Source organism: Paenarthrobacter sp. 10L420 (assembly GCF_056395385.1).
In genome coordinates, this window is record NZ_JBFTJK010000068.1 from 1 (window position 1) to 935 (window position 935).

Annotated in this window: 1 protein-coding gene; it reads left to right on the forward strand. The window is 66.5% G+C overall.

What is annotated here, in order from left to right:
• On the forward strand, positions 1-935 hold a 935-nt coding region (locus AC1DD5_RS25690), incomplete at both ends, for a transketolase-like TK C-terminal-containing protein (protein WP_477523132.1).

Genomic DNA, 935 nt, shown 5'->3' on the forward strand with positions numbered 1-935 from the left:
GTGGACCGGGACCTCGTGCTGGCCTACAAGGAATCCCCCGCCGGGCAACTGATCCACCCCGGCATCAACGAAGCCGGCGCCGTCGCAGCGTTCACCGCCGCCGGAACCGCGTACGCCACCCACGGCCAACCCCTGGTCCCGATCTACGTCTTCTACTCCATGTTCGGCTTCCAACGCACCGGAGATTCCTTCTGGGCCGCAGCAGACCAAATGACCCGCGGCTTCATCATCGGCGCCACCGCAGGACGCACCACCCTCACCGGCGAAGGACTCCAACACGCCGACGGGCACTCCCCCATCCTGGCCTCCACCAACCCCGCCGTGAAAACCTACGACCCCGCCTACGGCTACGAAATCGGCCACATCATCCGCCACGGCCTCGAAGAAATGTACGGCCCCGACACCGAGGCCACCGGCACCGGCACCGGCACCGGTGAAGACCGTAACGTGATGTACTACCTCACCGTCTACAACGAGCCCATCACCCAACCCGCCGAACCCGAGAACCTGGACATCAACGGGCTCCTCAAAGGCATCTACCGCCTCGCGCCCGCCCCCGAAGGAGACGGGAACAGGCCCACCGCGAACATCCTCGCCTCCGGCGTGTCCGTGCCCTGGGCCATCGACGCCGCCCGGATCCTCGCCGAGGACTGGGGAATCGCCGCCGACGTCTGGTCCGTGACGTCCTGGAACGAACTACGACGCGACGGCCTCGCCGCCGAAGAACACGCCTTCCTCAACCCCGGCCAACCCGCCCGCACCCCCTTCATCACCGAACAACTCGCCGGCACCACCGGACCCGTCATCGCCGTGTCCGACTACATGAAAGCCGTCCCCGACCAAATCCGCCAATTCATCCCCAACGACTTCGCCTCCCTCGGAGCAGACGGCTTCGGCTTCTCCGACACCCGCCAAGCCGCCCGCCGCTACTTCAA